The following is a 16009-nucleotide window of genomic DNA, read 5'->3' as shown; positions in this document are numbered from 1 at the left end:
AAAGATGTCGTGGGCTCTCCGAGGGGGTATGCGGCTCCTGCGGGAGCCTGCCGTGGTTGCAGAGTACCGTCTCCCCTGCAACCACGGTGTGTTCCACGCCTTTTCCGTGGAACACCGCCGGAGACAATGCCCCCGGATTGTCCCCGGCGATTGTGGGGAATGGCGTCCCATTCCCCACAAGACGAGGGGCGCGAAAACGGGGGTGTGTGACGATAGTGACGATGATGACGATATTTTTCACACCGCCCCCACTCCCATTTTCATCGTCACTATCGTCACTCATCGTCACTCTGGCTGTTTCTTGAGAAAGATTTTGCTGCCTGCGCTGGTGCGCTTGGATGTGTACTGGACTTGATATTCGCTGGCCAATTCCCCCGCTTTTACGTTCAACTGCCTAGCCAGAGCATTGGGTAGGAGGTCTATGCCCAGCAGTTGGCACAGCTGGGTAGCACTTCCCTCCCATACCCCTTCATGCTGCTGCACCAAGCTTGCCACCTGTTCCAGCAGCGGGTCCGGTGGCCGTCTCCACAGCTCGTTCTCCACTCGCTCCAACGTCCACAGCAGCCGCTCCTGATCCCGCCTGAGATACAGCCGCTGATCCGGCTGATCCCGCCCCACTACTTCCACCGTAGCCTTGGCATCCGTGCGCTGCTCCTTCTGCATCAGCAAGGCCCCGTCTGCACACCCCAGCAGTCCGGTAGTTCCGGAAATTGTCTCGAAGCTGTCCCCCGCCGGCTGCTTGCGGGTGTGGTGTACAATCAGGACGCATACCTGATTTAAGTCCGCTATCTGCTTCAGCTTGCTGATGATCTCATAGTCCTTGGCATAGCTGTAGGCATCCCCGGACACTTCCCGCACCTTCTGCAAGGTGTCCACGATCACCAGCTTGGTATTTCGGTGTTCTCGGAGAAACTTGTTCAACTGCTCCTCTAAGCCCTGACCAATTTGTTTGGACTGGGTGGCACAATACAGGTTGTCCGTTCCGTCCACATCGAACATCCGGGACATCCGCTGCTGAAGCCGCCTCATGTCGTCCTCCAGGGCCAAATACAGGACTGCCCCCTGCTTCACCTGGTACTCCCAGATGGGGCGGCCCACGCTGACGTGATACGCCAACTGTGCCACCAAAAAGGATTTGCCGATCTTGGGGGCACCGGCCAGGAGATAGGCCCCGGTGTAGAGCAAGTTTTCTATAATGGAGCCTCGTCCCTGGTACACCTGCTCCATCAATTCATTGAGGGTCACGGTGGGCAGATAGGCCGGGTCGTTTCGCTGTTGCTGCTCTCGAAAATACGCCTGCAATTCTGCGTCCAATCCGTTGTTTTCCCCATAGAAATCTGATATAATATCTGTGTTCACTTTGGACGACTGCCCCTCATCTGCGCCAACAGATGAGTTAGGGGCGGTCGTTTTTTCTATTACAGGCATCCCAGACCATCCTCTCTCATGCCAGACATGATCTGGTTCATCATGCGGATGACATCCAACAGTTCATCATCCACCTTGGTACCTGCTTCAATACGTTGAAGCTCCTGCAACACCAGGTCAAACCGATTGCGCAGCGCTTTGAATACCCTGGGATTTCCCTGCACCACCACGTCCTTTTCCAAAAGCCGCCGAATGATATAATCCTGCTTGGTCAGGCCGGACAGCGCCACAAAGGTCTCCAACTGCTGATCTTCCTCCGGCGACATTCGGAAGGCCACGACCTTGTTTCTCCATCGGTTCTTGTTATCTTTGTTTTTTGCTGACATCAAAAACCACCTCTCTCTTCATTGAGTTTATTTGCAATCTCCTTTTGCCTGGATGGGAACAGATGGGCATACCGATAGGTGATATCAATGCTTTCGTGTCCCACCCGGTCTGCGATGGCCAAAGCAGAAAATCCCATTTCAATGAGGAGGGACACATGGGAGTGTCGCAAATCGTGAACGCGAATTCGTTTGATGTTCGCCCGGACTGACCCTCGGTCCATCTCCCGATACAGATAGGATTTTGTCACGGTAAACATTCGGTCCGTCTCCTTCACTCCATACAGACTTTTGATATAGTCCTGGATCTCCTCACAGAGAAACTCCGGCATTTGAATGACTCGGTTGCTTTTGGGTGTCTTGGGGTCGGTAATCACATCCTTCCCTCGGATTCTCTGATAGGATTTGCTGATGGAAACTGTCTGACGTTGAAAGTCAAAGTCTTTGGGGGTAAGGGCCAACAGTTCCCCTTCCCGAATTCCACACCAGTACAGAAGTTCAAATGCATAGAATGACATAGGCTTGTCCATCATGACTTCAGCGAATTTTTGATACTCCTCTTTAGTCCAAAACAGCATTTCCCGCCCCTTAGACTTCCCCATATTCCCTACCTTGGCCGCTGGATTCTCCTTCAGGTTATAATAGCGAACCGCATGGTTGAAAATGGCACTGAGCTGATTGTGAAGGGTCTTCAGATAAACGGGTGAATACTTCTGCCCTTCACGATTCTCGTGTTTCATCATTTCGTTTTGCCATGCCATGACATCTTTGGCCTGGATCTCGCACATCTTGCGTTTTCCAAAGTAGGGAATCAGCTTGGTTTGGATGACGCTCTCCTTTGTAACCCAGGTATTCAGCTTCATTCGCTGCTTCATATCCACTGTGTACACGGCAATGAAATCCTCAAAAGTCATTTTCAGGTTTGCCGTAGTCTGCAATTGAAAGGTTCTCTCCCAGTCCAGCGCCTCTTTCCTAGTCCGGAACCCACGTTTTAACTTTCGAGTTCTCTCCCCTTTCCAGTTCTGGTAATAAAACGATACATACCAGGTCCCCTTTGTCTGATTTTTATACGCTGGCATCCTATTCCTCCTTATCCGTTCTCACTCAAGCCATAGAACTTTTCCTCAAAGTACCGCCGGCTTACCCGTCCGGGAATAGTGAGGAATCCTTTTTGCTTCAACTCCGCATTCATCTCCCTCATCAATTTGTAAGCATAGGGCTTTGAAATTCCCAGTGCTTCCGCCATTTCCTCTGCTTTTACGAATAATTCTTTGCTCATTTCTATACCTCCTTGTGTTTTTCGAATATTTCATTTTTGCTATGCCCATATTATAGTTAACTTTTATAAGTTAATCATGTCTATTTTGTAAATTCTTTTTCGTGTTGTTTTAGTGTAGCTTTTACGTTATACTATTTGGGTAAGGCGGTGTAGACTATGACATGCGGTGAGAAAATTAAAAGAATTCGCAAATTTCGCGGATTGACTCAAAAGGAACTTGGCATCTTAGCTGGTCTTGGGGAGCAGAATGCCAATATTCGAATTGCTCAATATGAATCTGATTCTCGTCTTCCTAGAAGAGATCTGTTGGATAGAATCGCACAAGCATTGAATGTGAACCCCATAAATTTCTATTCCCATGTATCTGGATGTGCAGAGGATATTATGCAAACGTTCTTTTGGATGGAAGAATCAAAGCGCGGAGTTATTCGTTTGTTTCAGCTCGTGCGTAACCCTGGCAAGGTAAATGCCTCTTCTGACACTGCTGTTCGCTATAACGACACCGACGATTGGCCAGCAACGCCTCCCGTAGGTCTCTACTTCAACTATTATACAGTGGATACTTTTATGCGCGAATGGCTCCTTCGCCAGCAAGAACTGGATAGAGGAGAAATCACTTATGACGAGTACTTCGAGTGGAAAATCAACTGGCCCGACACCTGTGACGATGGTAAAGGACGCGAGTATTATATTCCGTGGCGAAAAAATAGGGATTAAAAAACCCGCCCTGCTGAACGTTGAATTCAGCAGGGCGGGTTTTCCTTTGAAATAGCTCACTTTATTCTCCGTTTGACACTCGCAGTATCAAATCAGTATCAGAGAGCATTGTGCACGGTCAAAACTCAAGCATTTGCAAGGGTTTCCGCCGTTTTTGGAATTATTCCCACTCGATGGTGGCAGGAGGCTTAGAAGTGATGTCGTAGCAGATACGGTTGATACCGGGTACCTCGTTGACGATACGGACGCTGATCTTGTCCAGCAGGTCGTAGGGGATGCGGGCCCAGTCAGCGGTCATGAAGTCGCTGGTGGTGACGGCACGCAGGGCCAGGGTGTAGTCGTAGGTGCGGCCATCGCCCATGACGCCCACGGAACGGGTGTTGGTCAACACAGCAAAATACTGGTTGATGTTCTTGTCCTCGCCAGCAGCGGCGATCTCCTCCCGGTAGATGGCATCGGCATCCCGCAGGGTGTCCAGCTTCTCCTTGGTCAGGTCGCCGATGACACGGATGGCCAGGCCGGGACCGGGGAAGGGCTGGCGGCTGACCAGGTACTCGGGCAGCTGGAGCTCACGGCCCAGCTGACGCACCTCGTCCTTGAACAGCAGACGCAGGGGCTCCAGAATCTCCTTGAAGTCCACATAGTCAGGCAGGCCGCCCACGTTGTGGTGGCTCTTGATGACGGCGGCATCGCCAGCACCGGACTCGATGACATCGGGGTAAATGGTGCCCTGAGCCAGGAAGTCCACAGCGCCAATCTTCTTGGCCTCTTCCTCAAAGACGCGGATAAACTCCTCGCCGATGATCTTACGCTTGTGCTCGGGCTCTTCCACACCAGCCAGCTTGGCCAGGAAGCGGGACTCAGCGTCCACCCGGACGAAGTTCATGGCCCACTTGGAGAAGGCAGCCTCCACCTCGTCGCCCTCATTCTTGCGCATGAGGCCGTGGTCCACGAACACACAGGTGAGCTGGCTGCCCACAGCCTCGGCCAGCAGAGCGGCACACACAGAGGAGTCCACGCCGCCGGACAGGGCCAGCAGCACCTTGCCGTCGCCCACCTTCTCGCGGATGGCGGCAATGGCGGTGTTCTTGTAGTCCTCCATGGTCCAGTCGCCAGCGGCGTGACAGACCTCATAGAGGAAGTTGCGGATCATTTTCACACCGTTTTCGGTGTGGTTGACCTCAGGGTGGTACTGCACGCCGTAGAAGCCCTTCTCCTCGTTGGCGATGGCCACGTTGGGGCAGTTGGCGCTGTGGGCCACCAGTTCAAAGCCCTGGGGCACCTGGGCCATATAGTCGCCGTGGCTCATCCAGGAGATGCCCTGCTGGGGCAGGCCCTTGAAGATGGGGCTGTTGGTGTTGTACCAGGTCTCGGTCTTGCCGTACTCCCGGGCGGTGTCGTCCTGGGCGGGGGTGACCTGGCCGCCCAGGGTGTGGGCCATAAGCTGGCAGCCGTAGCAGATGCCCAGCACAGGCACACCCCAGGTGAAAATCTCAGGGTCCACCTTGGGGGACCCCTCCTCGTACACCGAGTTGGGGCCGCCGGTAAAGATGATGCCGATGGGGTTCATGGCCTTGAGCTCGGCCAAGGGGGTGGTATAGGGTTTGACTTCGCAGTACACGTTGCACTCACGCACACGGCGGGCAATGAGCTGGTTGTACTGACCGCCGAAGTCCAGAACGATGACCGTTTGATGTGCCATTCTGATAGTTTCCTCCCTTAGATGGTAGTCACGTCAATGGGACGCAGGTCTGCGCTGCGGCTCTGCTCACGGACGGTGAGCATGGCACGGGCAGTATCAATGGCGGTGACACAGCCCACAGAGTGCTCCACGGTGGCACGGCGGATCTTGAATCCATCGGTGTCGTGGCGGCGGCCCTTGGTGGGGGTGTTGATGACCAGGTCGATGGTGCCGGAGGCGATCATGTCGCTGATGTTGGGGTGGGCCTCGGAGACACGGGCCACCTGGGTGCAGGGCACGCCAGCCTCATGGAGCACCTCACAGGTGCCGGCAGTGGCCAGAATCTCAATGCCCATATCCGCAAAGCCCCGGGCAATGCCCACGATCTCCTGCTTGTCCTCGTCCTTGACGGTGATGATGATACGGCCACCCTTTTTGGGTACCCGCATGTTGGCGCCCTTGAAGGCCTTCAAGAGGGCCTGGGGGAAGGACTCGGCAATGCCCAGCACCTCGCCGGTGGACTTCATCTCAGGGCCAAGGCCAGTGTCCACGTCGGTGAGCTTCTCGAAGGAGAACACGGGCATCTTCACGGCGTAGTAGTCGGCCTCCTTGTAGATGCCGGTGCCGTAGCCCAGGTCCTTCAGCTTCTGGCCCACCATCACCTTGGTGGCCAGGTCAATGATGGGCACGCCAGTGACCTTGGAGATATAGGGGATGGTACGGGAGGAACGGGGGTTGACCTCGATGACGTACACATCGTCGTTGTAGATGATGAACTGGATATTGATCAGGCCGATGACACCCAGAGCCTTGGCCAGATCACGGGTATAGCGCAGGATGGTCTCCTTGTGCTTGTCCTCCACGTGAATGGTGGGATAGACAGAGATGGAGTCGCCGGAGTGAACGCCAGCCCGCTCGATGTGCTCCATGATGCCGGGGATGAGGATATCCTCGCCGTCAAACACGCCGTCCACCTCAACCTCACGGCCCATGAGATACTTGTCGATGAGGATGGGGTGCTCCTGGACAGTGCGGTTGATGATGCGCATAAAGTCGGTGATGTTGCGGTCGTTATAGGCGATCTCCATGCCCTGGCCGCCCAGCACGTAGGAGGGGCGCACCAGCACGGGATAGCCGATCTCATTGGCGGCCTGGAGGGCCTCCTCAGTGGTAAACACGGTGCGGCCCTTGGCGCGGGGAATGCGGCACTGGTTGAGGATCTCGTCGAAGCGCTCACGGTCCTCGGCGGCATCCACGCCGTCGGAGGAGGTGCCCAGAATGGGCACACCCATGTCGGTGAGGGCCTTGGCCAGCTTGATGGCGGTCTGGCCACCGAACTGCACCACAGCGCCGTCGGGCTTCTCCTGCTCCACGATGTTCTGCACGTCCTCAGCAGTCAGAGGCTCGAAGTACAGCTTGTCGGCCACGTCGAAGTCGGTGGAGACGGTCTCGGGGTTATTGTTGACGATGATGGTCTCATAGCCCAGTCGCTTCAGAGACCACACGGAGTGGACGGAGCAGTAGTCGAACTCGATGCCCTGGCCGATGCGGATGGGGCCGGAGCCCAGCACCAGCACCTTCTTGCGGTCGTGCTCGCCGCCGTCGGCCTCGTTCTCTCCGTCGTAGGTGCAGTAGTAGTAAGGGGTCTCTGCGTCGAACTCGGCGGCGCAGGTGTCCACCATCTTGAAGGAGGGCACGATGCCGTACTTCTCCCGCAGGGCCTTGACGTCCTTCTGCTCCATGCCGCAGAGGTTGCCGATATAGCTATCGGCAAAGCACATCTCCTTGGCCTCCTTCAGAGTGTCCACATCGGGCACGCCACGGCAGGCCTTCAGGCGCTCTTCCATGTCGATGATGCGCTTGAAACCGTCCAGGAACCACATGTCCATCTTGGTGATCTGGTTGATCTTGTGGGGAGACACGCCACGGCGCAGAGCCTCAGCCACCACGAACAGACGCTCGTCGGTGACCTGGGCCAGCAGGTCCTCCACCTCGTCGGTGTACAGGTCGTCCAGCTTGTCCAGCTTCAAAGCCCGCACGTTGAGCTCCAGGGAGCGAATGGCCTTCATGAGGGCGCCCTCGAAGGAGTTGGCAATGGCCATCACCTCGCCGGTGGCCTTCATCTGGGTGCCCAGAGTACGGCTGGCGGTGGTGAACTTATCAAAGGGCAGGCGGGGAATCTTCAGCACGCAGTAGTCCAGGGTGGGCTCAAAGCAGGCCGTGGTCTTGCCGGTGACGGCGTTGGGAATCTCGTCCAGGGTATAGCCCAGAGCCACCTTGGCAGCCACCTTGGCGATGGGATAGCCAGTGGCCTTGGAGGCCAGAGCGGAGGAACGGGACACACGGGGGTTGACCTCGATGACGGCGTACTCGAAGCTGTCGGGGTTCAGAGCGAACTGGCAGTTACAGCCGCCCTCGATCTCCAGAGCGGAGATGATGTCCAGAGCGGCGGTACGCAGCATCTGGAACTCCTCGTTGGCCAGGGTCTGGGTGGGAGCCACCACGATGGAGTCGCCGGTGTGCACGCCCACGGGGTCGATGTTCTCCATGGAACACACGGTGATGACGTTGCCAGCGGAGTCACGGAGCACCTCGAACTCCACTTCCTTCCAACCGGCAATGCAGCGCTCAATCAGAACCTGGTTGACGCGGCTGAGGTTAATGCCGCGGTCGGCGATCTCCCGCAGGGAGGGCTCATCGTAGGCAATGCCGCCGCCGGTGCCGCCCAGGGTGTAGGCGGGACGGACGATGACAGGGTAGCCGATGGTGTTGGCGAAGGACACGGCGTCCTCCACGCTCTCCACCACCTCGGAGGTGACGCAGGGCTGGCCAATCTCCTCCATGCAGTCCTTGAAGCCCTGGCGGTCCTCGGCCTTGCGGATGGACTCAGGGGAAGTGCCCAGCAGCTTCACGCCGTACTTGGCCAGGGTGCCATTCTCGTGGAGGGCCATGGCCAGGTTCAGGCCGGTCTGGCCTCCCAGAGTGGGCAGAATGGAGTCAGGACGCTCCTTCTCAATGACCTGGGTGACGGTGGGGATGTTCAGGGGCTCGATATACACATGATCGGCAATGTCCTTGTCGGTCATGATGGTGGCGGGGTTGGAGTTGACCAGTACAACCTCCAGGCCCTCCTCTTTCAGAGCACGGCAGGCCTGGGTGCCGGCGTAGTCGAACTCAGCGGCCTGGCCGATGACGATGGGGCCGGAGCCCAGCACCAGCACCTTCTTGATTTCGGGATTCTTAGGCATTACTTGTCACCTCCCATGGATGCGATGAAACGGTCGAACAGATACTCAGTATCCCGGGGACCGGCGTTGGCCTCGGGGTGGAACTGGGTGGTAAAGCAGTTGGGGCGCTTGTAGCGCAGGCCCTCCACCGTGTTGTCGTTGACGTTGATGTGGCTGATCTCGGCCACCTCGGGGTGGACGGAGTCGGCCAGCACCATGTAGCCGTGGTTCTGGCTGGTGATGAACACCCGGCCCTCGGCAATATCCCGCACGGGGTGGTTGCCGCCACGGTGGCCGTAGTCCAGCCGCCCGGTGCGGGCGCCGGTGGCCAGAGCCAGCATCTGGTGACCCAGGCACACGCCGAACATGGGGATGTCGCTGTCATAGAGCTTCTTGAGCTGGGCAATGCACTCCACGTTCTCGGCGGGGTCGCCGGGGCCGTTGGAGAGCATCACGCCGTCAAAGCCGCCCTCCAGCACCGTCTCAGCGGGGGTAGAGGCGGGGAATGCGGTGACCTCGCAGCCACGGCGGCACAGGCAGTCAATCATGTTCTGCTTGACGCCGTAGTCCATCATGGCCACCCGGTACTTCTGCTCACCCACAGCGGGGAACACCTCGGGCTCCTTGCGGGTGACCCGCTCCACGGTGCCCTCCACCTTGTAGGCGCGGAGCTTGTCCAAAATCTCCGCCACATTAAAATGCTCCGCACAGGTGATCATGCCGTTCATGCTTCCCTGATTGCGGAGGATCTTGGTCAGGGCACGGGTGTCTACCCCTTCAATTCCTGTGATGTTGTTGTCTTTCAAAAAGTCGTTCAGTTCGCCCTCGCAGCGGAAGTTGCTGCCCCGGGGGGACAGATGACGAACCACAAATGCCTCCACCCAAGGACGGGAGGACTCGTTATCCCAATGGTTCACTCCATAGTTGCCGATGAGGGGATAGGACATGACCACGCCCTGCCCCGCATAGGAGGGGTCGGTCAAAATTTCCTGATACCCGGTCATGGAGGTGTTAAATACCATCTCGCACACCCGATCTGCGGTGGCTCCGATGGATCGACCTTGGAACATAGCACCATTGGCCAGAATCAAAGTTGCCTTCAACATATATCCCACCTTTATTTATACTCGGTTCATTTTATCGCAAAACCATCCAAAATACAAGAAATTCTCGCAGGCTTTTTCATGTCATTTTTAAAATCGGAATTATGGACAAACGCCAGGGATATTCCCCTAGATTCAAGGGCAAAATGTTCAATAAACCATATTTTGCCGGAGGTGTTCCCATGTTTGTGGTACTCATTCGCACGTTGGTGCTCTACATTCTCCTGGTGGCGGGTATTCGTCTGCTGGGCAAGCGGCAGTTGGGGGAGCTGGAACCCAGCGAGCTGACCCTGGCCCTCATCATTGCCGACCTGGCCAGCGTCCCCATGCAGGACAACGGCATTCCCCTGCTCACTGGGGTCATTCCAATTGCGGTGCTGCTGGCCATTGCCTCCATCCTCTCCATTCTCTCCACCAAGTCCATTCGGTTCCGCACCCTCCTGGGGGGCCGTCCCAGCGTGGTGGTGCGCCAGGGGAAGGTAGTGGAGCAGGCCCTGCGGGCCAACCGCCTGACCCTGGACGAGCTTCTGGAGGAACTGCGCATTCTGGGCCACCCCTACCTGGAGGAAATCCACACCGCCGTGCTGGAGACCAACGGCCAACTGTCCGTCCTCCCCTACGCCGCCCTCCAGCCCGCCACCGCCCGGCAGGTGGGGAAAGACCCGGAAGAGCCCGGTCTGCCCCTGGTGGTCATCAGCGACGGGCGACTGCTCTCCCAAGACCTGAGGGGGCGAGGGTACGGGGACCAGTGGCTCCAGCAGCAGCTTGCCTCCCACGGTCTCACCTCCCACAAACAGGTGTTTCTCATGACGGTGGACGATCTGGGCCACACCTATTGTGTCCCCAAGGAGGGCAGACAATGAAGCGACTGTTATGTTCGGTGGTCCTTCTGGCCGCCTTAGTGGCCGGGTGCTCCCTCCACGTGTGGTACCTCTCCCATGAGACCCAGTCCCTCTCTGCCCAGCTGGAACAGGCCGGTGAGGCGGTACAGCAGGGGGATTGGGAGACCGCCTACGACCTCACCCAAACGGCCTGGGAGACCTGGGAGGACCAGATGTTCTACCTCCACACCACCCTACACCACGACGACATCGACGGGGTGAGTACCGCCTTCCAGGAGGCGTTGGCCATTTTGGAGCAGCGGGAACAGCCGGGGGAATATGCCGCGGCCAACGCCCGCATTCTCTATCAGCTGGAGTTGCTGGTGGAGGCGGAGCTGCCCTCTTTGAAAAACATCCTGTGAGCCTGCCCTGAGAGGGCGGGCTCCTCTTTCTAGAAAGGGAAAGCGTGTGTACAAAACCTCTTGGTCTCATACACACGCTCTCTCCTTCAGGCTCCGCTCTTAGTAGCCCTTGCCCATGGGGTTCTTGCTCTCCATGCCGGACTGCTTGCGATTCTCAGGGGACTGCTTCTTGCGGTTCTCGGTGCTCTGGCGCTTGCAGTTTTCAGAGCCCATCTTATTGGTCATGCGGCTATCACGTTTATCCATGTTTATCACCTCACTGTCAGCAGTATGCCACCCCGGAATTTTCTTTATGCAGGGCGAAAAAAATTTTTTACAACTGGTACACACCCGCCCACTTTTATGTTATAATTTCCACAATCTTATCATCACACAAGGAAAGGATGATCCGCCCGTGAAATGCCCCTTTTGTGCCCACCCTGAGAGCAAGGTGGTAGACTCTCGCCCCGCCGACGAGGGCAGCAGCATTCGCCGCCGCCGGGAATGCCTGGCCTGTCACAAGCGCTTCACCACCTACGAGACCATGGAGAGCCTCCCCCTGGTGGTCATCAAACGGGATGGTCGCCGCCAGTCCTTCGACAAGACCAAGCTCATGGGCAGCATGCTCAAGGCCTGCGAGAAGCGCTCGGTGCCCACCGACACCCTGGAGCGCATCGCCGACGAGATCGAGCAGACCCTGCAAAATGAGTTGATGCGGGAGATCCCCTCCACCCAGATCGGCGAGCTGGTGATGGAGAAGCTGCGGAACGTGGACGAGGTGTCCTATGTGCGCTTTGCCTCGGTGTACCGCCAGTTCAAAGACATCAACACCTTTATGGAAGAGCTGGACAAGCTGCTGAAAGAGAGATAAAAAATAATCCCGGATTTTCGAGTGGAAAATCCGGGATTATTTTTTATCCTTTACTTGGTGCCGAAGATGCGGTCGCCGGCGTCGCCCAGACCGGGCACGATATAGCCGTGGTCGTTGAGCTTCTCATCCAGCCCAGCCACATAGATGTCCACGTCGGGGTGCTCCTTCTGGATGCAGGCAATGCCCTCGGGAGCGGCCAGCACGTTCATCAGCTTGATGTGCTTGCAGCCGTAGCCCTTGAGGAAGGTGATGGCAGCGGCAGCGGAGCCGCCGGTGGCCAGCATGGGGTCCAGCACGATGACATCACGCTCGGCAATGTCGCTGGGCATCTTGCAGTAGTACTCCACGGGAGCCAGAGTCTCAGGGTCCCGGTACAGGCCGATGTGGCCCACCTTGGCGGAGGGAATCAGGTTCAAAATACCGTCCACCATGCCCAGGCCAGCCCGGAGAATGGGCACCACGGCCAGCTTCTTACCGGCCAGCATCTTGAAGGTGCCGGTGGCCACGGGAGTCTCAATGGTCACATCCTCCAAAGGCAGATCCCGGGTGGCCTCGTAGCACATCAGCCCTGCAATCTCAGAGACGATGCTGCGAAAGTCCTTCACGCCGGTGTTCTTGTCCCGCAGGATGGACAGCTTGTGCTGCAGGAGCGGATGGTCCAAAACGTGTACTTTTTCCATAATCGTCAAACCCCTTTTCTTATATCGGTCATTTGGTCAAAGATTTGCCCTGGGCCAAACGCTCCCGTTCGGCCTGGCTCAGGCGGTGGTACTGGGGCGCCATGGCAGCCCCACTCACCAGCTGGTCCCGACGGGCCAGCTCCAGCCCTGCCCGGGCCACACCCCAAGCGGTCTGATAGACCAGGTGGGGCGGCATCATAGTGGCGGATATTCCCCGCTCTTTGAGGAAATTATAACACAAGGATGCGCCATCTCCAACGAGAAATTTCGCATTGGAGGATTTTTCAAGTTCCTCCGCCAGCTGATCCAGGCCAATGGCGGCATCTTCGCTCAGCCGGGTGAGAGTCCCGTTCTGGGCTAAGAACCGGGCGGCGTACACCTGATTGCGCCGGGCGTCCATCACCGCGCAGATTTCCCCCTCCATGTGGGCGCACTGCCATGCCATGGACTCCAGGGTAGAACAGGGAGCGCAGGGCTTCCCGTCGGGCCAAGCCAGGCCCTTGGCCGCGGCCACGCCGATGCGCACCCCGGTGAAGGAGCCAGGTCCGGCGGCTACCGCTACCACGTCAATGTCGTGGAGGGTGAGCCCCACGTTGTCCAGCAGCTGGGTCACCATGGGCATGAGGGTCACCGAGTGGGTCAGGCCGCTGTTCTGGAAGGACTGCCCCAGCAGCTTCTCGTCCTCGGTGATAGCCACAGAGGCGGTGACTGCCGAGGTCTCCAAGGCCAAAATTTTCATAGCGCTACCCCCTCTATGGTGATGATGCGGGTGTTGTCGTCCTCGCCCCGGGAGATATCCACCCGAATGGTGTCCCCGTCCAGGGCCTCGTCCACATTCTCGCTCCACTCCACGGCACACACACCATTCCGGGCCAGGTAGTCCTCCCAGCCGATGTGGAACAGCTCGTCGGCGCTGCCCAAGCGGTACATGTCAAAGTGGAACAGGGGCAGACGGCCCCCTTCATATTCATTGACGATGGTAAAGGTGGGGCTGGTCACCCGCTCTTCAATTCCCAATCCCTCTGCCATTCCAGAGACAAAGGCGGTCTTCCCCGCCCCCAGGTCCCCGGTAAATGCCACCACGGCGCCCCCCTGGAGCGCCTGTGCCAATGTACGGCCCAACGCCCTGGTCTCGTCCGGGCTGTGGGTGATATACTGCATAGCCGTTCACCTCAACTTGTAAACTCTTTCAAGACAGTATAGCACACCCCAGCCATATGTGCTATACTAATCTTTATCATTGTGATCTTTCCCATATTATGAGAGGAGAACTCCCATGGTCTTCATGGATAACCTTCGTGATTTCTTTAAAAAAGGGGACGTGCTGCTCCTGACCCTGTGCGTGTGTGCCAACCTCTTCGGCATCGCTCTGGTGTACAGCGCCACCCGGTATGACCCCGCCCTCCACAGCTATCCCCTCAAGCAGGCCATCTTTCTCTGCCTGGGCATTGTGATCTACATTGTCATCACCTTTGTAGACCTGGAATTTTTGCTGGAAAAGTGGTGGAAGGTATTTCTGGTGTTGGGCCTGGCCATCATCCTGCTGCTGCTCCCCTTCGGCCGGGACGACGGCACCGGAAACCGTAGCTGGGTCTTTCTCCCCGGCCTGTCCACCGGCTTCCAGCCCGGCGAGATGGCCAAGCTGGCCTACATCTGCGTGCTGGCCTGGCTCATCAACCACCAGCGCTCCTTTGGGGTGAGCCGATTCACCTCCCTGTTGAAGTACGCCGGGCTGACCATGCTCTTTGCCGGAATGCTGGCCGCCCTCTCCGGCGACTACGGCATGGTGCTGGTGTATCTGTTCATCTTTGTCATCATGGCCTGGGTGGGCGGCGTCCAGAAGCGGTGGTTCCTAGGGGTCGGCATTCCCCTGGTGGGCGGTGTCATCCTGCTATGGAATTTCGTGCTTCCCCACACCAAGTTCTGGACGGACTACCGCATCATGCGCTTCCGGGTGGTCTTTGACCACTCCCTGGACCCCCTGGGCCGCGGATGGCAGCAGAGCCGCTCCCTGCTGGCCATTGGTTCCGGGCAGATCACCGGCATGGGCTACCTCCACGGCAAACAGACCCAGTCCGCTCTATCTCAGAACCTGCCTGCCCGCCACACCGACTTCATCTTCTCGGTGTGTGGAGAAGAGTTGGGGCTGTTGGGGTGCTGCGTGGTGCTGCTGCTCCTCTTCGCCATCATCCTGCGCTGTGTGTGGGTGTCCCGGCAGGCCAAGAGCCGCATGTCCGCCTATATCGCCATGGGCATCGCCGCCATGCTCATGATTCAGACCATTCTCAACGTGGGCATGTGCCTGTATGTGGCCCCGGTCATTGGCCTGACCCTCCCCTTCTTCAGCTACGGCGGCTCCTCCACCCTCACCCTCTTTGTGGCCATGGGCATGGTGTCGGGCATTAAAATGAGGCCCCTGCCCAGCTGGCTCAAAGACCGAACTTGATCGTATATTTTTCACCACCATGTGCCATGCTAGAGGTATCAACTCAGAGCAAGGAGGCACCCTCTTGTGAAATACCGTCTTCCCCTATTCTGCCTGCTGCTGGCGGGGGCCCTGACCATGCCGGTGTCCGCCGCCGTGGTCACCACCGTCAGCACCAGCGGGGAGAACACCCCGCCGGTGGCGAAAAACCTTACCCTGACCACCTATCAGGACATTGCCATCACCAGCACCTTCTCCGCCGTGGACCCCGAGGGAGATCTCATCACCTACCAGGTGGTGGACAGCCCCGCCCGGGGCCAGGTGACTCTGGATGAGAAGGACACCTCCACCTTCTGGTACACCCCCTACGAGAACAAGAAAGGCTCCGACGTGTTCTCCTACGTGGCCATTGACAGCATGGGCAACGTCTCCGAGCCCGCCACCGTGGAAATCTCCATCACCGTGCCCACCTGTGGAGTGACCTATGCCGATCTGGACGGCAGTCCCTACCACTATGCCGCCCTGCGCCTGGCTGAGGAAGGCATCTACGTGGGCCGTCAAATGGCAGGGGTGGCCTACTTTGACCCCGATCAGCCCCTCACCCGGGAGGAATTTCTGGTGCTGGCCATGGACGTGACCCAGACCCAGCCCCTGGACGGGGTTTCCACCACCGGATTTTATGACGACGGAGACATCTCCGCCTGGGCCAAAGGATATGTCTCCGCAGCTGTGATGCAGGGGGCTGGGCTGGGAGAACAAAATGAGGACGGCCAAGTGGTGTTCTCCCCCTCGGACTCCATTACCCAGCTGGAGGCAGCGGTGATGCTGGAAGAGCTTCTGTGCACCACCGACATCCCCATCCACACCACCTCGGTGAGCCAAGAGATTCCCGCCTGGGCCAGCCAGTCGGTGGCCAATCTGGAGGCGCTGGACGTGGTGGCCCCTGGGGCCACGCTCTCCGACACCCTCACCCGGGGGGAAGCCGCCCAGATGCTCTCCGCCGCCCTGGATGTGGCGGACAGCCGGGAGACCAGCTGGTTTCAATAAGTAGAA

At 57.8% G+C, this 16009-nt stretch carries 17 protein-coding genes; 6 read left to right on the top strand and 11 right to left on the bottom strand.

Going from position 1 to position 16009, the window contains the following annotated elements; genetic code table 11:
* Window positions 1–285: 285 nt before the first annotated feature.
* From E0L15_RS05600 to E0L15_RS05585, 4 genes are read right to left on the bottom strand one after another with little or no spacing between them, the layout of a single operon-like run.
* On the bottom strand, window positions 286–1428 hold the full coding sequence (locus tag E0L15_RS05600) for an AAA family ATPase (RefSeq protein WP_168124850.1): 1143 nt from the start codon (window positions 1426–1428) through the stop codon (window positions 286–288).
* The gene (locus tag E0L15_RS05595) at window positions 1419–1754 is read right to left on the bottom strand and encodes a hypothetical protein (protein ID WP_168124849.1); all 336 of its coding nucleotides are present in this window, start codon (window positions 1752–1754) and stop codon (window positions 1419–1421) included. Before E0L15_RS05595 ends, E0L15_RS05600 begins: the two co-directional genes overlap by 10 nt.
* Window positions 1754–2830, bottom strand: coding sequence for a site-specific integrase (locus E0L15_RS05590; protein WP_168124848.1), 1077 nt, complete (start codon window positions 2828–2830; stop codon window positions 1754–1756). The genes E0L15_RS05595 and E0L15_RS05590 overlap by 1 nt, the downstream gene beginning before the upstream one ends.
* An 11-nt stretch (window positions 2831–2841) precedes the next feature.
* Entirely contained in the window at window positions 2842–3030 is a 189-nt protein-coding gene (locus E0L15_RS05585) for an Rrf2 family transcriptional regulator (protein ID WP_168124847.1), read from the bottom strand.
* 156 nt (window positions 3031–3186) lie between these two features.
* On the opposite strand from E0L15_RS05585, the gene E0L15_RS05580 reads away from it, so the two are divergent.
* Window positions 3187–3747 carry a helix-turn-helix transcriptional regulator gene (locus E0L15_RS05580; RefSeq protein WP_168124846.1) on the top strand — a complete coding sequence of 187 codons (561 nt, stop codon included), beginning with the start codon at window positions 3187–3189 and terminating at the stop codon, window positions 3745–3747.
* Between the two features lie 160 nt (window positions 3748–3907).
* Here E0L15_RS05580 and guaA read toward each other — a convergent pair whose 3' ends face one another.
* The 3 genes from guaA to E0L15_RS05565 are packed head-to-tail and all read right to left on the bottom strand — an operon-like array spanning window position 3908 to window position 9761.
* Window positions 3908–5449, bottom strand: a complete 1542-nt coding sequence (guaA, locus tag E0L15_RS05575; RefSeq protein ID WP_168124845.1) for a glutamine-hydrolyzing GMP synthase — start codon at window positions 5447–5449, stop codon at window positions 3908–3910.
* 17 nt (window positions 5450–5466) lie between these two features.
* Entirely contained in the window at window positions 5467–8676 is a 3210-nt protein-coding gene (gene carB / locus E0L15_RS05570; RefSeq protein ID WP_087228859.1) for a carbamoyl-phosphate synthase large subunit, read from the bottom strand.
* Window positions 8676–9761, bottom strand: coding sequence for a carbamoyl phosphate synthase small subunit (locus tag E0L15_RS05565; RefSeq protein WP_087228862.1), 1086 nt, complete (start codon window positions 9759–9761; stop codon window positions 8676–8678). Before E0L15_RS05565 ends, carB begins: the two co-directional genes overlap by 1 nt.
* A gap of 179 nt (window positions 9762–9940) precedes the next feature.
* Between E0L15_RS05565 and E0L15_RS05560 the strand changes: the two genes are divergently transcribed.
* Window positions 9941–10621 carry a DUF421 domain-containing protein gene (locus E0L15_RS05560; RefSeq protein WP_168124844.1) on the top strand — a complete coding sequence of 227 codons (681 nt, stop codon included), beginning with the start codon at window positions 9941–9943 and terminating at the stop codon, window positions 10619–10621.
* The gene (locus E0L15_RS05555; RefSeq protein WP_168124843.1) at window positions 10618–11001 is read left to right on the top strand and encodes a DUF4363 family protein; all 384 of its coding nucleotides are present in this window, start codon (window positions 10618–10620) and stop codon (window positions 10999–11001) included. The genes E0L15_RS05560 and E0L15_RS05555 overlap by 4 nt, the downstream gene beginning before the upstream one ends.
* Window positions 11002–11100: 99 nt before the next feature.
* On the opposite strand, the gene E0L15_RS05550 is transcribed toward E0L15_RS05555, so the two are convergent.
* On the bottom strand, window positions 11101–11247 hold the full coding sequence (locus E0L15_RS05550; protein ID WP_158096579.1) for a hypothetical protein: 147 nt from the start codon (window positions 11245–11247) through the stop codon (window positions 11101–11103).
* Window positions 11248–11395: 148 nt separating this feature from the next.
* Between E0L15_RS05550 and nrdR the strand changes: the two genes are divergently transcribed.
* A complete protein-coding gene (gene nrdR, locus E0L15_RS05545) occupies window positions 11396–11851 on the top strand; it encodes a transcriptional regulator NrdR (protein ID WP_087228871.1) in 456 nt (151 codons plus the stop codon).
* Window positions 11852–11901: 50 nt separating this feature from the next.
* On the opposite strand, the gene upp is transcribed toward nrdR, so the two are convergent.
* From upp to tsaE, 3 genes are read right to left on the bottom strand one after another with little or no spacing between them, the layout of a single operon-like run.
* Window positions 11902–12531, bottom strand: coding sequence for a uracil phosphoribosyltransferase (gene upp / locus E0L15_RS05540; RefSeq protein ID WP_087228874.1), 630 nt, complete (start codon window positions 12529–12531; stop codon window positions 11902–11904).
* Window positions 12532–12559: 28 nt separating this feature from the next.
* Window positions 12560–13270 carry a tRNA (adenosine(37)-N6)-threonylcarbamoyltransferase complex dimerization subunit type 1 TsaB gene (gene tsaB, locus E0L15_RS05535; RefSeq protein ID WP_168124842.1) on the bottom strand — a complete coding sequence of 237 codons (711 nt, stop codon included), beginning with the start codon at window positions 13268–13270 and terminating at the stop codon, window positions 12560–12562.
* Window positions 13267–13692, bottom strand: a complete 426-nt coding sequence (tsaE, locus tag E0L15_RS05530; RefSeq protein ID WP_168124841.1) for a tRNA (adenosine(37)-N6)-threonylcarbamoyltransferase complex ATPase subunit type 1 TsaE — start codon at window positions 13690–13692, stop codon at window positions 13267–13269. Before tsaE ends, tsaB begins: the two co-directional genes overlap by 4 nt.
* A gap of 115 nt (window positions 13693–13807) precedes the next feature.
* Between tsaE and E0L15_RS05525 the strand changes: the two genes are divergently transcribed.
* Window positions 13808–14977: an FtsW/RodA/SpoVE family cell cycle protein gene (locus tag E0L15_RS05525; RefSeq protein WP_168124840.1), complete on the top strand. Its 1170-nt coding sequence runs from the start codon at window positions 13808–13810 to the stop codon at window positions 14975–14977.
* A gap of 66 nt (window positions 14978–15043) precedes the next feature.
* Entirely contained in the window at window positions 15044–16003 is a 960-nt protein-coding gene (locus tag E0L15_RS05520) for an Ig-like domain-containing protein (protein WP_168124839.1), read from the top strand.
* The last annotated feature ends 6 nt before the right edge of the window (window positions 16004–16009 follow it).

Origin of the sequence: Pseudoflavonifractor sp. SW1122, from assembly GCF_012027765.1 — a bacterium.
In the GTDB taxonomy this organism is placed as follows: domain Bacteria; phylum Bacillota; class Clostridia; order Oscillospirales; family Oscillospiraceae; genus Enterenecus; species Enterenecus faecium.
This window is presented reverse-complemented; position numbering and strand designations above follow the sequence as displayed.

Bases quoted from the DNA above. Each gene is read 5' to 3' on its own strand.
- E0L15_RS05600 (WP_168124850.1), bottom strand. From the start codon at position 1,428: ATGCCTGTAATAGAAAAAACGACCGCCCCTAACTCATCTGTTGGCGCA.
- E0L15_RS05595 (WP_168124849.1), bottom strand. From the start codon at position 1,754: ATGTCAGCAAAAAACAAAGATAACAAGAACCGATGGAGAAACAAGGTC.
- E0L15_RS05590 (WP_168124848.1), bottom strand. From the start codon at position 2,830: ATGCCAGCGTATAAAAATCAGACAAAGGGGACCTGGTATGTATCGTTT.
- E0L15_RS05585 (WP_168124847.1), bottom strand. From the start codon at position 3,030: ATGAGCAAAGAATTATTCGTAAAAGCAGAGGAAATGGCGGAAGCACTG.
- E0L15_RS05580 (WP_168124846.1), top strand. From the start codon at position 3,187: ATGACATGCGGTGAGAAAATTAAAAGAATTCGCAAATTTCGCGGATTG.
- guaA (WP_168124845.1), bottom strand. From the start codon at position 5,449: ATGGCACATCAAACGGTCATCGTTCTGGACTTCGGCGGTCAGTACAAC.
- carB (WP_087228859.1), bottom strand. From the start codon at position 8,676: ATGCCTAAGAATCCCGAAATCAAGAAGGTGCTGGTGCTGGGCTCCGGC.
- E0L15_RS05565 (WP_087228862.1), bottom strand. From the start codon at position 9,761: ATGTTGAAGGCAACTTTGATTCTGGCCAATGGTGCTATGTTCCAAGGT.
- E0L15_RS05560 (WP_168124844.1), top strand. From the start codon at position 9,941: ATGTTTGTGGTACTCATTCGCACGTTGGTGCTCTACATTCTCCTGGTG.
- E0L15_RS05555 (WP_168124843.1), top strand. From the start codon at position 10,618: ATGAAGCGACTGTTATGTTCGGTGGTCCTTCTGGCCGCCTTAGTGGCC.
- E0L15_RS05550 (WP_158096579.1), bottom strand. From the start codon at position 11,247: ATGGATAAACGTGATAGCCGCATGACCAATAAGATGGGCTCTGAAAAC.
- upp (WP_087228874.1), bottom strand. From the start codon at position 12,531: ATGGAAAAAGTACACGTTTTGGACCATCCGCTCCTGCAGCACAAGCTG.
- tsaB (WP_168124842.1), bottom strand. From the start codon at position 13,270: ATGAAAATTTTGGCCTTGGAGACCTCGGCAGTCACCGCCTCTGTGGCT.
- tsaE (WP_168124841.1), bottom strand. From the start codon at position 13,692: ATGCAGTATATCACCCACAGCCCGGACGAGACCAGGGCGTTGGGCCGT.
- E0L15_RS05525 (WP_168124840.1), top strand. From the start codon at position 13,808: ATGGTCTTCATGGATAACCTTCGTGATTTCTTTAAAAAAGGGGACGTG.